This window comes from Capnocytophaga sp. H4358, assembly GCF_002302515.1.
GTDB lineage: Bacteria > Bacteroidota > Bacteroidia > Flavobacteriales > Flavobacteriaceae > Capnocytophaga > Capnocytophaga canis.
Map to the genome: position 1 here is coordinate 1,382,976 of NZ_CP022380.1, position 19,120 is coordinate 1,402,095.

Consider the following 19,120-nt stretch of genomic DNA (forward strand, 5'->3'; position numbering starts at 1 on the left):
CTTAACACTTAAAATCAATTACGAGAATCAATTACGAATTACGGCTCTAACTTTCGTAATTTGTAATTCGAAATTTGTAATTTAAAAATCGAAATTCGTAATTATTTTGAAATTGACCAAACCCCATAGCTATTTGCTCCCACCGTGATGGTTACCTTTCCGTTAGCATCGGTGACAGGACGTGTGGCACTCTGTTGGGTATAATCTATCAAAGTTTTGTTTTTCCAATGTGTAGGAATGGTACGCGTAGCAGGGGCATTTCCACTGTTGAGGAAAAGCATCAATCCGGGGCTGTTTTCATCGCCTAAACGAAAATCAATAAATTCGGTATCGGAAGCCAAATAGAATTTCTCCTCGCCTACGGCTAAACTACGGTGAATGAGTAACAGATTCTGTATTTTGGCTTTGAATTCATCATTTTCGTAATCCGAAATAAAAATAGTTGGGTAGCCGCTATGGGTGAGCATATAGGCATACGCCAAGAGTTTTCGTTCTTTACTGATTACATTATCAAGATTTTTGTCTTTCTCGGTATCGTGATTAGCAACGAAAGTAACCGCCTTATCAGGATAGATGGTTCGAAGCATTTGGTTGCCCATTAAGTGTCGCATATCATTTTTGTCCAAAGCCTGTTCCAATTTATAGAAACACGCAAAGTCAAAAGCCGGAACTCCTCCGCTTTCATCTACCCAATTTTTGAGCTTTTGAGCATCGCCGTCCCAATATTCTCCTACGGCAAAGCCCCCTACCGAAGCCATCCAATCTTTCACTACCCAAGCGCCAAAACTTTTGACATAATCGAAACGCCATCCGTCAAATTTCATTGTGTTTTTGTAATATTTGGCTACAGACTCATCCGATTTCCAAAGCCAATTCTGTACATATTCCTTATGATGGCAGAGGTCTTGTTCTGAAAAGAAATCAGCAGCTTCATCACAACAATGGTAATCATTCGGATGGAAGTCCAAATGACTGCGGTTGAATTTTCCCGAAGCATTGCCGTGTTGCTCGTTGAACATCGTGTAAGTGTCTTTCCCACGCGTGATGTTATGTTCCAATCCACCCCCCGAATTGTGCCCCAATACCATATCGGCGATAACTTCTAAGCCGTTGTCGTGGGCTTTTTTTATTAGATTTTCCAATTCGGCACGCGAGCCAAAACGGGTCTCTACGGTGCCGTGTTGGTTATATTCGCCAAAATCAAAGTAATCCGACGGGTCATACCCCATTGAATACCCTCCTGATTGCCCCTTGGTGGCAGGTGGCAACCAAATTCGGTTTACGCCATTAGCTTTCCAATCGGTGAGTTTGGTAGCTGTCAAATTCCACCAATCGCCACGAGGTTCTACATCCCAATAAAAAGTCTGCATCATTACCCGATTGCCGTTATCCATTGCCGAGAGATTCAGCGGAGTAACCTCCTGTGGCGGTGTGGGAGCATCGTTATTATCCTTTTTACCGCATTGAAACAGTAGCAGACTAACGAAAACCATTGTTAAAATATTTTTTTTCATAAGTATGAAATCAATTACGAATTACGAGTTACAAATTACGAATTACGAGTTACGAATTACGAGTTACAAATTACGAATTACGGAATCAATTACGAATTACGAGAATCAATTACGAGTTACAAATTACGAATTACGGTTCTTGCCCCTTGTTACTTTATCCTTGTTTCTTGAAACTTGAAACTTGGAACTTGAAACTTTATCCTTTATCCTTTATCCTTTATCCTTGATTCTTGAAACTTTTCCCTTGACTATTGAGTTACTTTTTTTATCTCTTCATTGATAGAATTTACCAAATTTTGATATGCTTGTATTCCTTTTACGATGGTCAAACCATTGATTAGAGTAATAAGTTTGGTAAATGTTGTTTGCATTTGGGCACGAGTGGTTTGAGTTTTGCCCACCTCAACGGCTCCTTGCTCTTGGGTGCGGTCGGTGTGAAGTGAAGCAAAGGCTTCATTAACTTGTGCAAGTTGCTCAATCCATTGCTCGGCTCCGATGAGCGTTACCATAGCTTTTACTTGAGTAGCGGCTAAATCATCGAGCAGATTACGAATGATAGCCGTTTCTTCACGGAAGGATTGCTTCTGTGGTGATTTACCATATTTTTCGTTGATTAGTACCAATTTTTTAGCAGCTTCAGCTTTCTCTTTCACCGGAAAATTCACAAATAACTTACAATGCCCAATGTAGCCCATCAGTAGTATATCGCGCTGATTGTCCAATTCGGTGATTCGTTGCGTGTACTCGCTCTTTCGTACGGGCTTTAACGAGGCTTCAAAGGCATTAAAATCTCGGTCAAAATCCGTTTTAATAGCCGTAAGTTCCAAATTAGCAAGATCTTCTTTCTCTAAAAAGTTTTTTACATTCGCCATCACTTGGGCAAATTCCATCAGGCGAACTCTTGATAAATTATGCTTCGAAATCATATTTTTATATTTTTTTATGTTTTTACTTGATGTTTATAGGTAAGTTTATATAATTTGTCTTCTACTTCTGTTCTTTTTAAAGTAATTTTTCTCTTTTTATTTATTACAATAGTACAAAACCCACCGATTTTATGTTTTTGTACCCTTACAAAAGTGGAAATCTGCCCGATTTTATATCCTTGTTGGCTTACAACAGAGTAAAACCCACCGATTTTGTGCTTTTGTACCCTTACAAAAATGCAAATCTGTCTGATTTTATAGATTTGTATCCTTACAAGAGGATAAAAACTCAGGATTTAGAAAGACATAAACATTACATACAGACCCCGAAGTTACATATTTTTAAAACACAAAGCAAACATTTACCTGATTTTTAACATATTACCTCTTCCTCATCGTATAAAAAAACTTCGACTCTCTGCCCTGCGTATTAACAAAATTGCTTAGCCTAAGAGTCGAAGTTTGTCATTATAAAACCTATTTGATGGAATATGTAGGCGGTGTTACTGAGAAATCAACCGTAATGGTATATGTTCCTGCGGTAACGGGAATGTTATTATCATCTTCTTGGTCTAACACACCGTCCGCATTTTTATCTCCCCAACTGACTGCCCAAGCCTTGTTGAATCGGAATTTGATACCTCCGTTTTTCAAGTTAACGCCTGTGGCTTTCCAAGTATTGGTAGGCCCATCATACTCTAATAGAATATCATCATTATCTCCCCATCCTTTAGCTCCATCTCCAATGATGCTCCACGAGTATTTCTCAATGGTGTAGGTGTTTTCGTTAATGTTCCAAACGATTTTGTATATCCCTGCCGTAACAGGAATGTTAGCCCCTCCGTTTTCAAGACTTCCATTTTTCCCGTCATCACCATAATTTTCTGCCCAAGCATTGTTTTTACGGAATTTGATTTCGCCGTCTTTCAAAGCCACATAAGCTATCCTTTCATTGCTATTGGTGGGGTTTTTCCAAAATGGAAGATCGGGACCGTCCCACCCATTAGGTGTTGCGTGTCCTACAATACCCCATTCAGTGGGCTCGATAAGGTCAGCATAAGGTGTTATTTTAATGGTTTTTGCTTGGGTAGGAATACTATACGTACTACTAACGGCATCTTTAAGCGTTACTTTTACTTCTGCCTCTGTTCCTGCGGCAAGCTCTAAGTTGGCAAGTAAAATTTTGTTAAGTTCAACGTGAGAAAAACTATATGGCGATTTGGTTACGGATACCTCTTTGCTTTTTCCGTTGCTTTCCAACAAAATGCTGTACGAATGCCCCAAATTTAGGTTCAGCTGTTGCGTTTCCCACGAAACGCTAAGTGCTGTTTCACTTCCTTTCTCTTTGTCCAAAGCCAACGTATTGGCAGACAAGCTCATTTCTATTTTAGCTTCGGCATTAAGCACCGCTTTCTCTTCATCTTTCTCACACGATGTGGCGACAAATAGCAGCCCGAATAATGTCCCTGCTTTGAATATATTTTTCATACCCATTTATTTTTACAATTAATATCCCGTGTTTTGTTTTAAGTTCGGATTTGCCAATAGTACACTTGCCGGTATGGGGAAGATATTTCTGTGCTCACTTGTACCTACCCCTGTGATGGCACCTCCTTTGAATGTCCATAGATAGTCGGCTGTGGTGAATTTTCCGTAGCGAATCAAATCAGTACGACGCAATCCTTCCCAATACAACTCACGAGCACGTTCATCTAAGATAAAATCGGCGGTAAGTTCTGCTTCGGTAATAGGGGTTGCTCCTGCACGTGTGCGTAGTTGATTTACATAACCTACCGCAGTTGCTTTGCTTCCACCTCCGCCACGTACTACAGCCTCAGCATAGTTCAAATAAATCTCTGCCAAACGAATGATAGGCAAATCTGTATCAGGGTGTTTCCCTGACGGGTCTTTTCCTTTGCCTCCTTTTGAAGTACGATTGGTAAACTTAGGCAGTGCATAGCCTTCGGTGAATTCACTAATATTGTTGATTTCGTAGGACTGTCCATCGGTATAAAACATTGCTCGTTGGTCGTTCCACGCTGTTGGCTCTCCGTTAGCATTGGTAGTTTTGGTCTCGAATTTAGATACAAATTCTTTGGTTGTTCTGTATCCGTACCAACCCTCGACAACTCCGTAATTCTCCGGTTTCATTGAGCCTCCGATAGACCCAAGCAACAAGTTAGTAACACCTCCCCACGTATTGGCTTGGATGCCATCGTAGTTCAACACAAAAATAAATTCGTTTTGAGCTCCGTTGGTATCATTATCTGCCATAAACAATTGTCTGTAATCATTATGCAAGGCATATCCTGAGTTGATTACTTTTTCGGCATACGCCACACAATCAGCATAACGCTCGGTGCCTACCCACGTTTTTGCATTCAGATACAAACGGCTCAATAGTGCTTGTGCAGCGGCAGCATCTACACGACCGTACTCGTTGGATTTGGCAGCTTTCAACTCGCCCTCAATGGCTTTCAATTCGCTTTCTACAAATTGGAATATTTCCTGACGGTTGCTTTGCGTAGGTAAAGTAGCTTGTACTTTGGTAGCTAATGGCACGTTGGCAAACAAATCCATCAAGCAATAGTACGAATAGGCACGTAAGAAACGAGCCTCAGCAATGAATGTTCTCACCTGAGCATCGGAGCTTAACGCTTCTGCATTGGTGATAAATGAATTGGCAAAGGAAATTTGTTGCCCCAAGCGGTTGTACAATCCGTTAAGAAACACATCGGAAGAAGACCAAGATAACGCGTGGAAATCCTTAATGGTTTGGTCAGCCCACCCTACTAAAGCGGTTTCTGTGGTAAGCTCTTGAGCGGCGAAATAAAGCCGAGAAAATTGTGAATATCCTTCATCTATTCCTGTTATATCACTCTGTCCTTGAGGTCCTTGTTGTCCGGTTAAGGCATAGGAAGCATAGACCTTAGCCAAAGCACTTTTGGCTTCTGTTGGGTTGGCAAACACTTGCACTTGTGTAAAGCTATCGGGGTCAATAGGCGACTGATCAAGGTCTTTCATACAGCCCGTTAGCGACAAGGCTAAAGCTAATCCGAATATCTTATATGTGGTATATCTTTTCATTTTTCAAAAATTTTATTCGTTGTATTTTGACTAAAAATTCACGCTCAAACCTACCAAATAGGTTTTCGGACGAGGATAGAAGTTTGTATCAATACCGTGCTTAACTCCTATAATATCAGGTACAAGAACCTCAGGGTCTAAGCCTTTGTACTTAGTAAGGGTCAATACATTTTGCATTGTTCCGTACAGGCGAATATTGTATTTTGTAGTTGGGAATGTATATCCTAAGGTGATGTTATCCAACTTAAAGAAGGAAGCATTCTCTACAAAATAATCACTTATTACGCCCAATCCGCTAAGTTTTGTGAACTTGGTGTCGTTATAATTTGATATTAAGTTACGCAAGTATTGTCCATCAACAGCTGTTTCAAACTGACTTAAAGAAGATTGCGTGTTGTTGTACACATAATTACCGATATTGGCACGTGTAATAATGTTCAAATCCCAATTTTTGTAGTTGAAATCCATCGTTAATCCCATTGTTACAGGAGCAAATGGTGATTTGTAGAAGTAGCGGTCGTCGTCATTGATAACTCCATCGCTGTTTCTATCAACGAATACGTTTTCAATAGGCTTACCATTAGCATCATACACTTGTTGGAATACGAAGAACGCAAACGGAATTTGACCCTCTTGGTGGCGTTGTATATTGTTACCCGTACCACCTCCAATGCCTCCTACATCTTGTACTTTCGGAAGTTTCGTCAATTTATTTTCGTTGTAGGCAACATTGTAATTGATTGTCCAACGGAAATCATCGGTACGGAAAGGAGTGTAACTAAGTCCGAACTCAATACCTCTGTTTTCCATATTACCAATATTAGCATTTACTTCATTACCAAAGTTGGTAAAGGTATCCACAGTGCTTGGTGCAATCAAATCTTTGGTTAGTTTACGATATACATCAATAGTTCCTGTTAAGCGATTTTGCCAAAAACCAAAATCAATACCTGCATTGATCGTATTACCGATTTCCCAACGCAAGTCGGTGTTTACTACACTTGGTCGGTAAGTTTGGTAGAAACTATCGCCAAACTGATAAGAAGCTCCGTTTGTACTACGTGTATAGTTGGTTAAGAAAATATAATCTCCTAATCCGTTAACGTTACCCACTTCACCATATCCTAAACGTAATTTCAACTCATTAACCGTTTCATTTTCTTTTAGGAAATTCTCATTAGCGATGTTCCACGCCAATGCTACCGATGGGAAATATCCCCAACGATGCTCTTTTGCTAATTTAGATGAGGCATCAGCACGAAGTGTTGCTGTGAGCAAATATTTATCTTTGTAGCTGTAATTGGCACGACCAAAGAAAGACATCAACACGTTTTTGCTTTTATCAATTTTTGGTGTTTCTTTATTATCCCCCGGATTTATAAAGGTTTCATAAAAGGTTTCGTGATTGTCAAATTCAAAAGATTGGTAAGAATGCCCTACCATCAAACCGATGTTGTGATTGTTTACCTCCTTGTTGTAATTCAAGTAAGCATCGAATAACTTGTTAGTGGTTTTGTTATCATAAACTTTATGATTTCCTGCAAAGTTGCTTGACGAATTGGGGTAGCGAGGGTCGATAATTCTATCTCCTTTACCATTACTGTGGTCTAACCCTACATTCACCGTAGCGATTACCTCAGGAAAGAAAGGTAATTTGTAATCGGCTTTTAAATTTCCGATGAAGTTATACACTTTGGAGTTGTCATCAGTAAGGAATAACATCGCCATTGGGTTAAGCGGGGCTAAACCTCCGAGAAGCCCTGTTGCCGAGTCTGACCACGCACTATAACCTGCATAACGTGAAGTTGGGTCATAAACCGGTTTGGTTGGGTCATAGCCTACGGCTGCACCAATAGCACCCTTTTCAGCAAAGCGGTTTTTCATAAATGTTCCGTTAGCATTCAGCTCTAATTTTAGGTGATTGTCCAACAAACTTGGCGTCAATGTTACTTTGGCAGTAGTACGTTGGAAGTTATCGGTACGAAGTACACCATCGGCATACGAATGCCCAACAGAAACACGGTAAGGCACTACCCCACCTGCTGAAACACTCAATGTGCTGTTACTCATTGGTGCTGTCTGATAGATTTGTTTTTGCCAATGGGTATCAGCCGTTCCTAAACGAGCTATCAGATTGGCTTTTCCGGTGCTTGTAATGAGGTCTCTGTACTGAGAAGCGCTCATCACATCTACATAATCACTTACGTTTTGTAAAGATAAGCTCGTATTGAAATTGATTTTCATATCCTGACCCGCTTTTCCTTTTTTGGTGGTAATCATAATTACCCCATTGGCAGCACGTGATCCGAAAATAGCTGTTGATGAAGCGTCTTTAAGTACCGTCATACTTTCGATATCTTCAGGGTTTACCAAATTAAAGATACTACGTGATCCTCCAACGCCTCCGTCGTTCATAGGCACACCATCAATTACAATAAGCGGATTTGAAGATAAGGATAACGAACCATTACCACGTACACGGATGGTTTGCCCCTCACCTACAGCACCCCCTGCTGAGGTCATCTGTACTCCTGCTACTTTACCCTGCAACAATTGATCGGCATTTACCGCCGGTGCTTTGTTAAAATCTTTCTCATTTACCAAATTTACCGAACCGGTAACATCTTTTTTCTTAGCAACACCGTAACCAATAACTACAACGTCATCGAGTTGTTGAGCATCTTCTTGGAGCGTTACGTTTAAAACAGTTCCGTTCACGGTAATTTCTCGACTTCTAAAACCTATGGAGGAGAAGACCAATACTTCGCCACGATCGGCTTTCAATTCATAATTTCCGTCAAAGTCGGTAGCTGTTCCACGTGAAGTCCCTTTAACGACTACCGTAACTCCCAACAGCGGATCGCCTGTGGTTGCGTCTTTGACAGTTCCTTTTACGATTTGTTGAGCATACATCCCTACAGAAACGAAAAGAAACAAAAGCAAAATACGTAGTTTTAACGATTTCATAAATATTTCTTTAATAGTTAAACGATTTTATATAACAATTTTTACTTCTCGGCTGTAAAACTACAACTTTTTTTGTTACGAAAAATTTCTTGACGAAATAAACCGAAACGAAAACGATGGAGTGTGGATAACTTTTCGAAATTTACTGACAAAAGTCAGTAAAATCAGATGTTTTTTATGGAAATATTTTGTTTTTATTTTCTCAAAATAAACTCAACAAGGATTTCGCTTTTTAATTTGAAATGTTTCTTGGACAATCAAATTTAAGGTTTTTTTCAAAAAACTTTTTGAGTTCCTCTATATTTTCATATTTTTGTAACTCATAAAATCAGTTAGTTATGGAAATTTTTAAAGGTCAAAATCTTTTAGAATTCCCTTAACGCTTCAAAACTGACTTGGATTGTGAAAAATATTTAGCTCATTGCAAGTGAGAAAAAGGCTTCGTATGTCGCAGATGTGGGCATACAAAAAGCTAAATTCGTAAGGATTTTTCAAGAACTTGTAACATTTGTTCTGATACAGAAAGCCCTACGGCAGGAACACTTTTTCACAAAGTAAAATTCGAACCTCGTAATGCTTTTTTTATTTGTTTTGAAATCGAAGATTCGACGAAGTCAAATGTGTGCAACCACTGTCTTACAAATGTCTGTTCGTTACGCAATTACCGAATATACGGCTCAATTGTTTATGCACAAAGTTCGTGAATCGATGAAATCCAATGAATTACATAAAATGAAACGTAAAGTTCAAGTGGAGGAAAAGAAGAAGGCAAACAAGGACAAAGCTACGACTCAAAGAAAAAGAAGATAGTTTGTGGGATCGAACTGACCGATGACAGAAAGGTTAAACGATTATATGCCAACAAAATAGAAGATTATTCTGCTAAATTATTGCGAACTATTTTTAATAAATATATTGACAAATCAGCCCAAGTAACCACTGATGATTGGAAAGGTTACAGACCTATTAAAGATTTCAATATCAAACAAATACCGAGTAATAAAGGGATGAATTTCCCGATTTTACATACCATAATATACCAAGTAAAAAGTTGGTTGAGAGCCATTTATTGCCGAGTTTCAGATTTCAATATGAGTAGATATTTGACTGAATTTTCATACCAAATTAATCGTTCTGAATCCAAAAATAATATATTCAACAACCTCATCAAACGAATGATTGACACCGAGCCTGTCTATCATAGAAATTTGATATGTAGTTAAGTATGGAACTCAAAAAAATATAAATAGCTTTTTCCTAAAATTTATATTTATGAAAAAATTTATTGTATTTATTTCGTTAATAATATTAATTTCTTGTAGTGATCAAAACAATTCCATTGCGGAACAAATTAAAACAAATAGTTCAGTTTTAATTCTAAAAAAATTTCATCCAACAGAAAAATATTATTTTAGTAAATACCATTACACATTGACTTTGGATGCTCCTGTTGAAGTGATTAATCCTAATTCATTTATCAGGCAAAAATATACAAATTTTAAAGGTAATTCAGATACAATATCAATAACTAACGAAAGTAAAGTAATGATTGCTAAGGTAACACATTCACCTTTTATAAGTAATACCTATTACTTAAAAGCAGGAGATACACTTGTTGTTGATTTTTCAGATTTACGTAACATCAAGGAATATTATCAAAGCAAAAATGCCTTACAAGGTGATATAGAACCGATTTATGTTAAAGATTCTATTGACATACAAGTAATGTTTTCAAATGATAAACAACAAAGAAAAGCAAATCACTTAAAGGATAGTTTACGCTTAGTAGAAAACGAACGAAAATTAGATTCTTTATTTGCTCAAAATCTGGTAACCTCTTTTATTTATGATGCAAGAAAATTGTCTTATTTCTATTCACGTAAAACAAAAAATATTGACATCAATGATGAAAGTCATCTAAAACACGATTCAATTATAGGAATTAGAGCTTACCAATCTTATGTAAAATCTTTTACAGCAAAGAAATTTACCATTAAACTCACATCAAGTGATTATGAAGTGTTCTATGAACCTTTGTCTATGTTTGATGCGGTTTACGATTCTAATTTCTATGGAGAAAACGTAAAAGAGTTTTTGCTTTATGAGTCTTTAAAAAATATGCAACATAAAACCTCATTTACTGACGTTAAACTTCGATTGGATAAATTCAATAAGGTCACAAAAGATTCGTTGCTAATCACAGAATTAAAAAATAGTTTTTTACTTGATTTTGATGAGTTAATTACAGATAAAAATAACATACATTTCATTGATTATCAAAAACAAACAACCACTCTATCTAAACTTTTAGAAGCCAATCAAGGGAAAGTAGTGTACGTGGATTTTTGGGCGAGTTGGTGTATCCCCTGTCGAAAACAAATGCCTTTTTCTAAAAAATTGCATCACAAATATGGTGATAAAGTGGTTTTTGTTTACATTTCCATTGACACAGATTTTGACAAATGGCAAAAAGCAGTAGCCCAAGAACAATTGGCAATAGACGGAAATAATCTGTTTGCAGTGAATTATCCAAAAGCAAATTTTTATAAAGAGTTGAATCTGCGTTCCATACCACGTTATTTGCTTTTCGACAAACAAGGAAAGTTAGTACACAAAAACGCTCCACAACCTGATTCACAAGAAATTCAAAAAGAGTTGGAGGAATTGTTGGAATAAGTAAAAATAAGAAGTTTAACAATGAAATATATATTAACAATTTTTCTAATCGCTATTTTTCCAAATATTAACGCTCAAACTCAAGTGTTGGACAAGGAAAATGGGCAACCAATAGCCGATACTTATGTATTGCTTCAAGTCGATGGAAAAAACATCGCCACCACCAAAACCGATGAAAATGGATATTTTAACTTGCAGATTCCAAGTAGTTTATCCAAAACCAAGTTGATTTTCACCCATTTAGGGTATATTGATTTTCAAACCGAAAATGTGTCAAAAAAGAAATATTTTTTGGAAAGAAAAGTTTACAAATTAGATGATGTTACGGTAACTCACAAAGAAAAAAAAGAATGGCTACCATTTGGATTTCGCACAAACCTCAACATGAATAGCTATGCGGTAACGTTCATTCCTGCGACCTTTAAAAATAAAAGAAAGAAAATCACAAAATTAAAATACAGATTAGCTGATTTTAATGGAGTTAAAGGATTAAAATATCAACCTTTTAAAGCCAATTTACATTCAGTAGATACGCTAACGAGTTTGCCCGATAAAGTCATTTTCCAAAGTGAGGTCATCCGTAGGAAAGATAACAAAAAATGGACAGTTATTGACATTAGCAACGAAAACATCACAATGCCAAAAGAGGGATTTTATGTGGTTTTGGAAACTTTGGACAAATCATATTATGACAAAAATTTGTATTACACCCGTAGCGGTTCGGTAATAGAGCCTGTACCAACACTAAAAATGGAACCTTCCAAAGGTGGAAAAAAATCATTCCTAAGCAGGAATATCCATAGCAAGGTACGTTGGGAAAAACAACCTTACATTTTCTGTATGGATATAGAAACCGAAAAATAAACCGTATGAAAAAAATCTATCTTTTGTTTTTAATTTTCGTAAACATCAGTTTTTCACAAGAATACACGCTTTTGGACAAACAAGGGATTGCTGTTTCTTATGCTCATTTATTCTTAGATGATATATTTTTTGCTTATTCAGATGAAAAAGGGAAGTTTAATATACCACAAAAACCATTTGAAAAATTAGAAATTCAGCATATTTCTTTTCAAACAAAAACCATAAAAAGAAATGAACTCCCAGAAAATAAACAAATCGTATTAGAAGAGAATACTTTTGAATTGAGTGAAGTGGAAGTTTCAAGTCCAAAAAAGCGAAAGCGAAAGACATTGTTACCTGAAAAATCCCTTTTTAATTTAATAATGGAAAAATCAGATATACAGCTTATTTATACTAACGGAGCAAATAGAATGCAATATGCACTTTCTCCTACTGTATATGAATCGAAAGCTGTATATATACCAAATGAAAAACCTAATAAAAAAGCCTTTATAAAAAAAATTATTTTAGAATCTCGTGATAAACAAATAGAAGGAGATACGCTATATATTCCATTTCGTGTTAATTTAATGAGTTATGATACAATAGCTAATCTACCAAATGAAAAAATCCGAACAGAAGATTGGGTGGTAGGTAAACGAGTTGGTGAACGAGTTGAAATTGAAGTGGATAAATCAATGGTTGTCGAATTTCCAGATGAAGGAATTTGTGTGATGGTTTCGGTCTATGCTACCGAATTTTATATAGCAAAACGAATGAACCCTCCACGATTTGATGCGGTTGCTATTAGAAAATCATCTAAATTTCGTGAATACAGTTATGATTTCGACAAATATTGTAATACGTGGAGAGAGATGTTTTATAGCGAAATCCGTGAACAATGCTTTAACTTTGGAATTGAAGTAGAATATCAAGATTAAACCGTATAAAATCAAATGTCAAAATTCCCTTTTTATAAACAAGATGTAGTGCTATACTTTCTGAAAAATTACACCGAATAATCATTCTTTTTAAACGAAAAAAATAGGCACATTAGTGAAATACAACTTTTGAAAGAAAAAATGTGGTTTATTTTTGTGTATCCATAAAAAAACATTACATTTGCCTCAACAATTCATACTTCTCAAAAAAACTATATTAGAGTTTAATTACAAATTACGATGATTAATTACGAATTACGAGAGATGTTTGTAAATCGTAATTTCAAATTCGTAATTGACTCTGTAAGAGTTTAATTACAAATTACGATGATTAATTACGAATTACGGGGAATGTTCGTAAATCGTAATTTTAAATTCGTAATTGACTCTGTAAGAGTTTAATTACAAATTACGATGATTAATTACGAATTACGAGAGATGTTTGTAAATCGTAATTTCAAATTCGTAATTGACTCTGTAAGAGTTTAATTACAAATTACGGGAAATATTCGTAAATCGTAATTTTAAATTCGTAATTTGTAATTATCTCCGTAATTGACTTCATAAGTAAACATTTTTTTCACAATGGAAAAACGAAGATTAAGTTTTTGGGAAATATGGAATATGAGTTTTGGTTTTTTGGGTATCCAATTTGGTTTTGCCTTGCAGAATGCCAATACATCTCGTATTTTTGAAACATTAGGAGCCAAAGTTGAAGATATCCCAATTCTGTGGATTGCTGCTCCTGTTACTGGGCTAATTATTCAGCCTATTATTGGATATATGAGCGACCGAACGTGGACGCGATTGGGTCGCCGTCGTCCGTATTTTTTAATCGGTGCGATTCTCTCTTCTATCGCATTGTGTATTATGCCGAATTCACCTTCACTGTGGATTGCCGCTGGAACACTCTGGATTATGGATGCCTCCATCAATATTTCAATGGAACCTTTCCGTGCTTTCGTAGGTGATAATCTGCCCGATGAACAACGTACTACTGGATTTGCAATGCAAAGTTTCTTCATCGGAGTGGGAGCGGTGGTAGGTTCAGCCTTGCCTTATATTTATACGAATTATCTGGGAATCAGCAATACAGCTCCCGAAGGGGTCATTCCCGATTCGGTAAAATGGTCATTCTATGCAGGAGCTATCGTTTTTCTGGTAGCTGTACTATGGACGGTTTTCTCTTCCAAAGAATATTCTCCTGCCGAGTTGGAAGCCTTTGAAAAGAAAGATGTCAATACCTACAAAAACGAAGTTTCTTCCGAAGAAAAAGCAAAAAAACTAAACTTTTACGGAGCAATTTTTGCTGTTGTGGGGGTTATTTCAACAGTTTTTCTTTATTTTTTCAAAATGGAAAAAGAGTTGTACATTTTGGCTATCGGACTGGCAATGTTAGGATTTTCGTTCTTGTTTACGTCTTATCTGCATAAAAGAAAAGTGAAAGAGAATGGCTTTATTTCTATCACTACCGATATGCTTTATATGCCCAAAACTATGAAGCAATTGGCTTTGGTTCAGTTCTTTTCGTGGTTTTCGCTTTTTGCAATGTGGATTTACACTACGGCAACGGTAACGGGACGTATCTATGGAACTACGGATACTTCCTCTCCTTTGTATAACGAGGGAGCAGATTGGGTTACATTGCTTTTCGCTGTGTACAATGGGGTAGCAGCATTGGTGGCATTCTTGCTTCCTGTTTTGGCAAAAGCTACTAGCCGTAAGGTTACTCACTTTATCTGTTTGTTATTGGGAGGATTAGGGCTTATTTCGGTATATTTTATAAGTGACCCGAATATGCTTATCGTTTCGATGGTTGGTGTAGGAATTGCTTGGGCGAGTATCCTTTCGATGCCGTACGCAATTCTTTCTGGGGCATTGCCTTCGGATAAAATGGGTTATTATATGGGCGTATTTAACTTCTTTATTGTACTTCCACAGATAGTTGCCGCAACAATTTTGGGAGTTCTCGTACACAATTTGTTTAACAACGAACCTGTATATGCGTTAGTTGTAGGAGGTGTAGCGATGATTTTATCAGGATTTTTGACTCTTGGAGTGAAAGATTCTATAAAGTAGGTAATAGAAAATAGGGATTAGTAATTAGTGGTTAGCACTTGCAACTTGGTACTTGTAACTTGTTTTTTTGTACTTTATCCTATCCTTGTAGCTTGGTACTTGTAACTTGTTCCTTTTTACTTTATCCTTTATCCTTGCAACTTGGTATTTGTTTCTTAAAACTTTTAAATTTATACTTAAAATGAAAGCATACATATTTGATTTAGATGGCGTTATCGTCGATACAGCAAAATTTCACTTTATAGCGTGGAAGAAAATTGGACAAGAATTTGGGTTTGAACTTACACACGAACTCAACGAACAGCTTAAGGGCGTAAGCCGTGTTGATTCGCTTCAAAAAATATTGAATTGGGCAGGTGTTTCTGTTTCCGAAGAAAAATTTAACGAGTTAGCAACACGTAAAAATGAAGATTATTTAAGCTATGTGGCTCAAATGAACGAAAACGATATCTTACCTGGGGTAAAAACATTTTTGGAACAGGCAAAGCAAAAAAATATAAAGATTGCTTTGGGTTCGGCAAGTAAAAATGCTCGTCCGATTTTGCAAAAACTCGGAATTATTTCGTATTTTGATGCCATTGTTGATGGAAATGACGTTAGCAAAGCCAAACCCGACCCCGAAGTTTTTGTGATTGCAGCTCAAAAATTAGGTGTTCAAAATGAAGATTGCGTGGTTTTTGAAGATTCGGAAGCAGGAGTTCAAGCAGCCAAAACGGCAGGAATGAAAGCTATCGGAATTGGAAGTGCAGACGTGCTACATCAAGCCGATGAGGTTTTTTCCGGTTTTGATGCGATTTTAAATCAATAAGGAAATGTAAGTTTCTTTTCCTTGTGCTAAATAATGATTTCATAATCGGTAGAAAGTAACGTCGTTTAGCAAATTATGAGTTCATAACAGATAGAAAGTCGCATCGTTTGGTAAGTTATGAGTTCATAATTGATAGAAAGTAACATCGTTTAACAAATTATGACTTCATAACTGATAAAAAATAACATCGTGCTTAATGAGTTTTGTTTAGAAATTTTGTGAATGTACGTTCGTGATGATTATTTCTAAATGGAAAATAACAAAATACTTATTTTTATGGAAGAAGTAATAAATATACGGGAAATATTTCCGAGCGAGTATTCGTTATTGCAGGATTTTTTGTACGAAGCCATATTTTTACCTGAAGGCGTTGCACCGCCACCGCGTGACATTGTCTTTCACCCCGAACTACGCATCTATTTTGCTGATTTTGGCTCACAAAAAGGTGATGTAGCCGTAGTAGCGACAGCTTCGGAACGGATAATTGGTGCAGCGTGGGCAAGAATTATCAACGATTACGGACATATTGACGACCAAACTCCCTCACTTTCTATTTCGCTTTATTCGGAATATCGAAGTCAAGGAATTGGAACAAAATTGTTTAGATATTTGTTGGATAAACTCGCAAACGAAGGTTACAAGAAAGCCTCTCTTTCGGTACAAAAGGCTAATTATGCCTCCCAAATGTACTTAAAAATGGGTTTTCGTATTGTTAAAGAAAACGAGGAGGAATACATTATGGTATTTGATTTGGGATAAACACAGATTTATTTCTCAAAAAATTATCATTCCATAATTGATAGAAGTAGTGGAAAATAATAAATTATAGTCATCTTTTTTACAATATTAAAAAAATAAAATCATACATAGAATGAATCAAGATTATATCGTGCCGGATAATTGGTGCATCATAGAAGAAGGATTTGAAAAAGACCGCGTAATGCAGTCCGAGAGTTTGTTCAGTTTGGGTAACGGAGCGATGGGGCAACGTGCTAATTTCGAGGAACATTACTCAGGAAAAACCTTTCAAGGAAGTTATATCGGAGGGGTCTATTATCCCGACAAAACCAAAGTAGGTTGGTGGAAAAACGGCTATCCGGAGTATTTTGCCAAAGTGTTAAACGCTCCAAGTTGGATAGGTATCCGTGTGAAAGTCAATGGAGAAGAATTGGATTTGAATACGTGCAAATCGGTCAGAAATTTCAAACGCGTACTAAATATGAAAGAGGGTGTTTACACGCGTTCGTTTGTGGCGACACTCCCAAGCGGAATGGAAATTCAGGTCAACGTAACTCGTTTTCTTTCATTGCAATACGATGAAGTGGGTGTAATTCGTTATGAGGTTACTTCTCTTACCGAAAAAGCTACTATTACGTTTGAGTCGTATTTGGATAGCTCTATTGAAAATCACGATACAAACTGGGAAGAAAAATTCTGGAATACACTCGATGTCAAGCAAGTAGGAAACAGAGGTTTTATCGTAGCGGAAACCAAGAAGACAGCCTTTCGTGTTTGTACCTTTATGGAAAATCGGTTGGAAGTAAATGGCGTAGTTTCTAACATTCAAAAGGTAAATCAAAAAGAGAACTACATCGGTTTCGTATATGAAACTTCGGCAGAGAAGAATCAAACCGCTCAATTTGAAAAGTACGCAGGATATGTAACTTCATTCAATCACCCGAAAGAAAAATTGATTGAAGAAACGGAGCAATTATTGCTGAAAATTACTGCTTTGGGCTTCAACGAATTATTGAAAAAACAGAAAGAAGATTGGGCTGAGGTTTGGCAAATGGCGGATATCACTATCGAAGGTGATGTCAAAGCACAACAAGCAATTCGTTTTAATATTTTCCAACTCAATCAAACGTATTCGGGTAAAGATGCTCGTTTGAATATTGGTCCGAAGGGATTTACAGGTGAAAAATATGGCGGAAGTACCTATTGGGATACCGAAGCCTATTGCTTGCCGTTCTATATGGCAACCAAAAATGCCCAAGTAGCTCGTAACCTGCTGAAATACCGATACAACCAACTCGGGAAAGCCATCGAAAATGCCGAAAAATTAGGCTTTAAAAACGGGGCAGCACTCTACCCGATGGTAACGATGAACGGCGAGGAATGCCACAACGAATGGGAAATTACCTTTGAGGAAATTCACCGTAACGGAGCTATTGCGTTTGCGATTTACAATTATGTGCGTTACACGAATGATTTTGCGTACGTTCCTGAAATGGGCTTGGAGGTGCTCATCGGAATTGCACGTTTTTGGCATCAAAGAGCGACTTTTTCAAAGGATAAGAATAAATACGTAATTCTCGGAGTAACAGGTCCTAACGAATACGAAAATAATATCAATAACAATTTCTATACGAACTACATCGCTCAGTGGTGTATCAAATATGCTAAGGAATGTTTGGATAAAGTGAAAACTTCTTATAGTGATGATTTTGAGCGAGTTTGGAAGAAAACCAATCTTTCCGAAAACGAAATAGAGCAATGGTTAGCGGTTGCTGAAAATATGTATTATCCGTATTCGGAAGAATTGAATATTTATCTGCAACAAGATGGCTTTTTAGATAAGGAACTCATCACAGTGGCAGAGTTGGATAAAAAAGAACGTCCTATCAATCAGCATTGGTCGTGGGACAGGATTTTGCGTTCGCCTTACATCAAACAAGCGGATACATTGCAAGGTTTCTATTTCTTCGAAGACCATTTTACGAAGGAAGAATTGGCTCGTCATTACGATTTTTACGAACCTTTCACGGTACACGAATCGTCACTTTCTCCGTGTGTACATAGCATTTTGGCAGCTTCACTAGGAAGAATGGAACACGCTTACACGTTCTATTTGCGTACTTCTCGCCTCGATTTGGACGATTACAACAAAGAAGTTCACGAAGGATTGCATATTACCTCGATGGCAGGAACGTGGATGAGTATCGTGGAAGGTTTTGGCGGTTTGCGTATGCGAAACGGAATGTTACACCTGAATCCGCAAATTCCATCGCAATGGAAAAGTTATTCGTTTAAAGTGAATTTTCGAGGACAAATCCTTAAAGTTTCAGTGTCACCAAAAGAAACAAAACTTTCGCTCGAAGGAACATCTTTACAACTGAACATCAACGGAAAAGAAGTGGTTGTTAATGATGAATTAACAATTAAGAACTGATTGTCTCGTCCTAAGATTATTTTCAAAAGTACTTTGCCAAAGTTTTTAAGACTTTGGCAAAGTACCAAAAGACATAAACCTAACAGACTGAAAAATTGTTCACCCTA

13 protein-coding genes and 1 pseudogene are annotated in these 19,120 nt (G+C 37.0%); 9 read left to right on the forward strand and 5 right to left on the reverse strand.

Annotation, left to right across the window (positions count from 1 at the left end):
- Positions 1–101: 101 nt before the first annotated feature.
- Both CGC49_RS05935 and CGC49_RS05945 read right to left on the reverse strand, forming a co-directional pair.
- Positions 102–1,514 (reverse strand): alpha-amylase, encoded by a 1,413-nt coding sequence (locus CGC49_RS05935; RefSeq protein ID WP_042344035.1) that lies wholly within the window; start codon positions 1,512–1,514, stop codon positions 102–104.
- Between the two features lie 248 nt (positions 1,515–1,762).
- Positions 1,763–2,440 (reverse strand): DUF6261 family protein, encoded by a 678-nt coding sequence (locus CGC49_RS05945; protein WP_232745154.1) that lies wholly within the window; start codon positions 2,438–2,440, stop codon positions 1,763–1,765.
- Positions 2,441–2,571: 131 nt separating this feature from the next.
- On the opposite strand from CGC49_RS05945, the gene CGC49_RS05950 reads away from it, so the two are divergent.
- The gene (locus CGC49_RS05950) at positions 2,572–2,817 is read left to right on the forward strand and encodes a hypothetical protein (protein WP_095912101.1); all 246 of its coding nucleotides are present in this window, start codon (positions 2,572–2,574) and stop codon (positions 2,815–2,817) included.
- A gap of 100 nt (positions 2,818–2,917) precedes the next feature.
- Here the strand turns inward: CGC49_RS05950 and CGC49_RS05955 are convergent, their stop codons facing one another.
- The 3 genes from CGC49_RS05955 to CGC49_RS05965 are packed head-to-tail and all read right to left on the reverse strand — an operon-like array spanning position 2,918 to position 8,494.
- Positions 2,918–3,928 carry a SusE domain-containing protein gene (locus CGC49_RS05955; RefSeq protein WP_198540619.1) on the reverse strand — a complete coding sequence of 337 codons (1,011 nt, stop codon included), beginning with the start codon at positions 3,926–3,928 and terminating at the stop codon, positions 2,918–2,920.
- A gap of 18 nt (positions 3,929–3,946) precedes the next feature.
- Positions 3,947–5,527, reverse strand: a complete 1,581-nt coding sequence (locus CGC49_RS05960; protein WP_095912103.1) for a RagB/SusD family nutrient uptake outer membrane protein — start codon at positions 5,525–5,527, stop codon at positions 3,947–3,949.
- A gap of 30 nt (positions 5,528–5,557) precedes the next feature.
- Positions 5,558–8,494, reverse strand: coding sequence for a TonB-dependent receptor (locus CGC49_RS05965; protein ID WP_095912104.1), 2,937 nt, complete (start codon positions 8,492–8,494; stop codon positions 5,558–5,560).
- Between the two features lie 395 nt (positions 8,495–8,889).
- On the opposite strand from CGC49_RS05965, the pseudogene CGC49_RS05970 reads away from it, so the two are divergent.
- The 8 genes and pseudogenes from CGC49_RS05970 to CGC49_RS06005 all read left to right on the forward strand — a co-directional run bounded on the left by CGC49_RS05970 (position 8,890) and on the right by CGC49_RS06005 (position 19,013).
- Positions 8,890–9,717: pseudogene (locus tag CGC49_RS05970) on the forward strand (IS1595 family transposase).
- Positions 9,718–9,766: 49 nt separating this feature from the next.
- On the forward strand, positions 9,767–11,170 hold the full coding sequence (locus CGC49_RS05975; RefSeq protein ID WP_095912105.1) for a TlpA disulfide reductase family protein: 1,404 nt from the start codon (positions 9,767–9,769) through the stop codon (positions 11,168–11,170).
- 21 nt (positions 11,171–11,191) lie between these two features.
- Positions 11,192–12,034 (forward strand): hypothetical protein, encoded by an 843-nt coding sequence (locus CGC49_RS05980; protein ID WP_095912106.1) that lies wholly within the window; start codon positions 11,192–11,194, stop codon positions 12,032–12,034.
- Between the two features lie 5 nt (positions 12,035–12,039).
- Positions 12,040–12,954, forward strand: coding sequence for a hypothetical protein (locus CGC49_RS05985; protein WP_095912107.1), 915 nt, complete (start codon positions 12,040–12,042; stop codon positions 12,952–12,954).
- 585 nt (positions 12,955–13,539) lie between these two features.
- Positions 13,540–15,033 (forward strand): MFS transporter, encoded by a 1,494-nt coding sequence (locus tag CGC49_RS05990; RefSeq protein WP_041913695.1) that lies wholly within the window; start codon positions 13,540–13,542, stop codon positions 15,031–15,033.
- Positions 15,034–15,214: 181 nt separating this feature from the next.
- Positions 15,215–15,841, forward strand: coding sequence for a beta-phosphoglucomutase (gene pgmB / locus CGC49_RS05995; protein ID WP_095912108.1), 627 nt, complete (start codon positions 15,215–15,217; stop codon positions 15,839–15,841).
- Between the two features lie 276 nt (positions 15,842–16,117).
- Entirely contained in the window at positions 16,118–16,600 is a 483-nt protein-coding gene (locus CGC49_RS06000) for a GNAT family N-acetyltransferase (RefSeq protein WP_197721952.1), read from the forward strand.
- A 112-nt stretch (positions 16,601–16,712) separates the two neighbouring features.
- Entirely contained in the window at positions 16,713–19,013 is a 2,301-nt protein-coding gene (locus CGC49_RS06005; protein WP_095912109.1) for a glycoside hydrolase family 65 protein, read from the forward strand.
- Positions 19,014–19,120 lie beyond the last annotated feature (107 nt).

Excerpts from the sequence above, each read along its gene's own strand:
- CGC49_RS05935 (WP_042344035.1), bottom strand. The coding sequence starts at position 1,514 with ATGAAAAAAAATATTTTAACAATGGTTTTCGTTAGTCTGCTACTGTTT.
- CGC49_RS05945 (WP_232745154.1), bottom strand. The coding sequence starts at position 2,440 with ATGATTTCGAAGCATAATTTATCAAGAGTTCGCCTGATGGAATTTGCC.
- CGC49_RS05950 (WP_095912101.1), top strand. The coding sequence starts at position 2,572 with ATGTTTTTGTACCCTTACAAAAGTGGAAATCTGCCCGATTTTATATCC.
- CGC49_RS05955 (WP_198540619.1), bottom strand. The coding sequence starts at position 3,928 with ATGAAAAATATATTCAAAGCAGGGACATTATTCGGGCTGCTATTTGTC.
- CGC49_RS05960 (WP_095912103.1), bottom strand. The coding sequence starts at position 5,527 with ATGAAAAGATATACCACATATAAGATATTCGGATTAGCTTTAGCCTTG.
- CGC49_RS05965 (WP_095912104.1), bottom strand. The coding sequence starts at position 8,494 with ATGAAATCGTTAAAACTACGTATTTTGCTTTTGTTTCTTTTCGTTTCT.
- CGC49_RS05975 (WP_095912105.1), top strand. The coding sequence starts at position 9,767 with ATGAAAAAATTTATTGTATTTATTTCGTTAATAATATTAATTTCTTGT.
- CGC49_RS05980 (WP_095912106.1), top strand. The coding sequence starts at position 11,192 with ATGAAATATATATTAACAATTTTTCTAATCGCTATTTTTCCAAATATT.
- CGC49_RS05985 (WP_095912107.1), top strand. The coding sequence starts at position 12,040 with ATGAAAAAAATCTATCTTTTGTTTTTAATTTTCGTAAACATCAGTTTT.
- CGC49_RS05990 (WP_041913695.1), top strand. The coding sequence starts at position 13,540 with ATGGAAAAACGAAGATTAAGTTTTTGGGAAATATGGAATATGAGTTTT.
- pgmB (WP_095912108.1), top strand. The coding sequence starts at position 15,215 with ATGAAAGCATACATATTTGATTTAGATGGCGTTATCGTCGATACAGCA.
- CGC49_RS06000 (WP_197721952.1), top strand. The coding sequence starts at position 16,118 with ATGGAAGAAGTAATAAATATACGGGAAATATTTCCGAGCGAGTATTCG.
- CGC49_RS06005 (WP_095912109.1), top strand. The coding sequence starts at position 16,713 with ATGAATCAAGATTATATCGTGCCGGATAATTGGTGCATCATAGAAGAA.